This window comes from Deltaproteobacteria bacterium (assembly GCA_011773515.1).
GTDB lineage: Bacteria > Desulfobacterota > Deferrimicrobia > J040 > J040 > WVXK01.
Genome location: WVXK01000075.1, coordinates 15707 through 19188 on the forward strand (window position 1 = coordinate 15707; position 3482 = coordinate 19188).

Annotated in this window: 3 protein-coding genes; all 3 read right to left on the reverse strand. The window is 59.7% G+C overall.

Annotated features, from left to right (window positions below; all coding sequences use genetic code 11):
• Nucleotides 1-1042: redoxin domain-containing protein (locus GTN70_08580; protein NIO17038.1), on the reverse strand; the 1042-nt coding region annotated here is incomplete at its 3' end.
• Between the two features lie 79 nt (nucleotides 1043-1121).
• Nucleotides 1122-2699: an FAD-dependent oxidoreductase gene (locus tag GTN70_08585; GenBank protein NIO17039.1), complete on the reverse strand. Its 1578-nt coding sequence runs from the start codon at nucleotides 2697-2699 to the stop codon at nucleotides 1122-1124.
• Nucleotides 2696-3415 carry a hypothetical protein gene (locus GTN70_08590; protein ID NIO17040.1) on the reverse strand — a complete coding sequence of 240 codons (720 nt, stop codon included), beginning with the start codon at nucleotides 3413-3415 and terminating at the stop codon, nucleotides 2696-2698. The genes GTN70_08585 and GTN70_08590 overlap by 4 nt, the downstream gene beginning before the upstream one ends.
• Nucleotides 3416-3482: the final 67 nt, after the last annotated feature.

Consider the following 3482-nt stretch of genomic DNA (forward strand, 5'->3'; position numbering starts at 1 on the left):
GGTTTTCTTTTTCCTGTGCAGCGAGGTCCGCCAGAACGGGCCGGGCATCCTCCCCCCTGTTTTCCGACAGCAGGACCGCCGCATCCAGGAGTTTGACTTCCTGTTCGCCCGGTATTTCGGCATGCAGCCCGGTAAGGATGGCTTTCGCCTTATCGCTCATGCCGATGAGGATGTACATGTAGGCGATGTCGATCCTCTCCACGTGCTCCTTGAAATCCTTTTCCTCGATCTGCTTCAGGATGGTCTGTTTCTCCTCGTCCTCTCCCGTCTTGTGGTAAATGATTGCCTTCAGGATATAGGGGGCATAGAAATCGGGATCCCTCCCCATTGCTTCGTCGAGCTGCTTGACCGCTCCCGCGGGGACGTTTTTGAGCTCTCCCTTCAGGGAGAGGTAGCGCTTGTAGAGGTTCCTGCCGAGGTTGTACCGGAGCAGCGCCTTGTTTTTCGGCTGGTGGTCCAGAAGGTATTGGACACGAATCGGTGCTCTCTCCTCCGCTATTCCCAGGTAGCTGTTCACCATTTTTGGAATTTCATCGCGGGCAATAGAGGGAAACCCCGGATAGATGCCTTCCATCTTCAGGCTCTCCCCGACGAGAACGGTAGTGGGATTCGTTATCACCCCGATCTCGTCGAAGACGACGAGCCCCTCGTCGACGGCCACGGGAAAGGAGATGCCCAGTTCCTCGACCAGACCCCTGATCTTTGCAAGGTCAGCGTCGGAAACAGACTCGCCCTCGACGTTTACCCCGACGAAGGTGATCCCCTTGTCGGCAAACTGCTGTTTTAGCTCCGTCTCGGCGAATTTCAGAAGGCTCTTTGACCGCTCGCTCCAGGTCGCCCAGAATATCATGACGAGGCCGCTTTTGCCCGCAAGCTCCGATAACTTGACGGGGCCTTCCCCCGTTACGAGGGGCAGCTCGAAATCTTTGACCAAATCCCCCTTCTTGAGGGTCCGGAGGGCAAATGCCTCCTGGTTCAGCGCCTGGCTGAGAAAAATGGCCAGGATCGTGATGAGGAAAAAAAGTTTTCCGTATTTCGCCACGCCCACCGCCTTCCCTTGCAGTTGCATTCCCAATTCTAACAATAATCGCTTTTATTTAAAATGGAATTTTATTTTCCCCTCAAATTTTGATCATGAATTTTGCTGCCGCGCTGTCCCGAAAGGATGAGAACAGCCCGTCTGCCTCCCCGGGGCTCTTGCCCATGTAGCGCGTGAGGACCTCTTTTATCTTCCCTTCCTCCCCCAGGCCTTTCTTCGGGGTTTTTCCGATGAGCATCCTTCTCAGCAGGACATCTTCGAGGCACTTCGCCGATTCCTTCTCGTAGGCGTAGAGTATCTGTGCCGGTATCTCGGCGGTTTCCGGTGAGAGGGGCGATTTCAGCCGGGCGTCGCCTCCCGCAAAGGCAAGCAGCACGTCCGCCCGGGTACCGTAGACGGTGTAGAGGGCGGAGGCGGTTTCCTCCCCGATCCCGTGCTCCCCTGTAAGGTGGCGGATAAATTCCTCCCGCTCCCGCGGGTCCGTGATGCCGCAGGGGAGGAAAGGGGGGCCTTCCCTCTTCCCCCCGGGATTTCCGAGGACGGCCTGGGCTTTTTTGACCGTGTCTTCTGCCATCTTCCGGTAGGTCGTGAGCTTTCCGCCGGTGATGGAGACGAACCTCCCGCCGGGGCCCTCGCACACGACGAGATGGCGCCGGGGAACGGCGGACTCGCTTTTCCCGGGGACGTTGATCAGGGGCCTGAGCCCCGCGTATGCCGAGAAAATGCGGGACGGGCCGAGCTTGACCCCCCCGAAGATCCGGTTGACGTTGCTGATCAGGTAGTCCACATCCCCGGGAAGGGGCCGCACGTCGTCGGGGGATCCGGGGTGGTCCGTGTCGGTCGTGCCGACCAGGGTGTGGTTCAGGAAGGGGAGGATGAAGAAGAGGCGCCTGTCCGTTTCCGCTTCGACGAAGAGCGCTCTCCCGGTCAACTTCTCCGCTTCCAGGTGGATCCCTTTCGTGGGGCGGAGGAGCTTTCCGCGAAAGCCGGCCATCTTCCTGACCTCGTCGATCCAGGCCCCGGCGGCGTTGATGACGGCCGCGGCGGAAAAGAGGGCGTTTTCACCCGTGTGGCTGTTTCTCGCCTCGACGAGGTATCCCCCGTCGGTCTGCGAGATCTTTTCGACCCGGGTATAGTTTTCTGCCCGTCCCCCCATGCTCACGGCGGCATCGATGCTTTCGAGGGCGATTCTTTCGGGCATCAGTATCTGGTAATCGTGAAACACGAACAGTCCCGAGAGCCCGTCGTGTGAAATTTCACGCACCACGTTCCGAGCCTTTTTCCCGAGATAGATCGAGCTCTTTTCGATCTTCGCCTTTCCCGCCAGGAGGTCGTGCAGCTTCACGCCCAGCCCGGCAACGAGGGGGGACCGTTTCCCCCAGCCGTAGACGGGGATGTGGATCGCGATGGGCCGCAGGAGGTGGGGAAAGTGCTGCCATATCCAGAAACGCTCTTTCAGCGACTCGGCCACGAGGCCGAAGTGGAGGTGCTCGAGGTAGCGGATCCCGCCGTGGATCAGCCGCGATGAGGCCGAAGTTGTCCCGGAGGAGAAGTCCCCCTTCTCCAGGAGGACGCAGCGCAGGCCCCGGGAGAGGGCTTCCAGGAGGCAGCCGGCACCGGTGACGCCGCCGCCGATTATGACGATGTCGACGTGGGTCACAGCGCCTCTCTGAAGCGGAGCAACTTTTCCGGCTCGTTGGTAAAGAAGCCCGATATTCCCATTCTGGCGAGGTGGTGAAACACCTCTTCCTCGTCGACGGTGTAGACGAAGAGCGCAATGCCGGACGCCATCGATTGCTGGGCCATCCATCCTTTCACGTGGCGGCTGTTTACGTTGATGGAGAGGCACCTTCCCTGCCGCGCCGACTCTATGTCCCGTCGGGAGGGGTTCCTCACCAGGGCCGAGGTGGGGATGTCCGGCGCCGCTTCACGGAACTCTTTGAGCTCCGCCGCTTTGAAGGAGGATACGATGATGAGCCCGTCGCAGGGGTTCGCATCGAGGTAGGCGGCGAGCGCCCTGCCCGATCCCTCGCTTTTCAGCTCCAGGTTCAGCGGTATCTTTCCCCCCACGATCTTTAGTGCCTCGCGAAGCCCGATGATCGATTCGCCTCCCGGGAGGGTGAGCCCCTCGAGCTCCGCGAGGGTCGACTCCCCGACCACTTTTTTGACCCCCGCCATGCGGGAAGTGTCTTCGTCATGAAAAAGCACGATTTCCCCGTCCCCGGTCGTTCTCAGGTCGACCTCGATCATGTCGGCACGGAAATCGACGGCAGCCTGGATTGCCCGGGCGCTGTTTTCCGCTGCAACCTTCGGCGCACCGCGGTGCGCTATGATGAGTGGAAACCTTTTGAAGTACCGCTCGATCTCGAGTTCCATGTCGTCTCACGGGCCACCCCTGCCAGATGGCAGGGGAAAGAAAAAAGTCGTATATAGTTTCGACATT

Bases quoted from the DNA above. Each gene is read 5' to 3' on its own strand.
- GTN70_08590 (NIO17040.1), bottom strand. From the start codon at position 3,415: ATGGAACTCGAGATCGAGCGGTACTTCAAAAGGTTTCCACTCATCATA.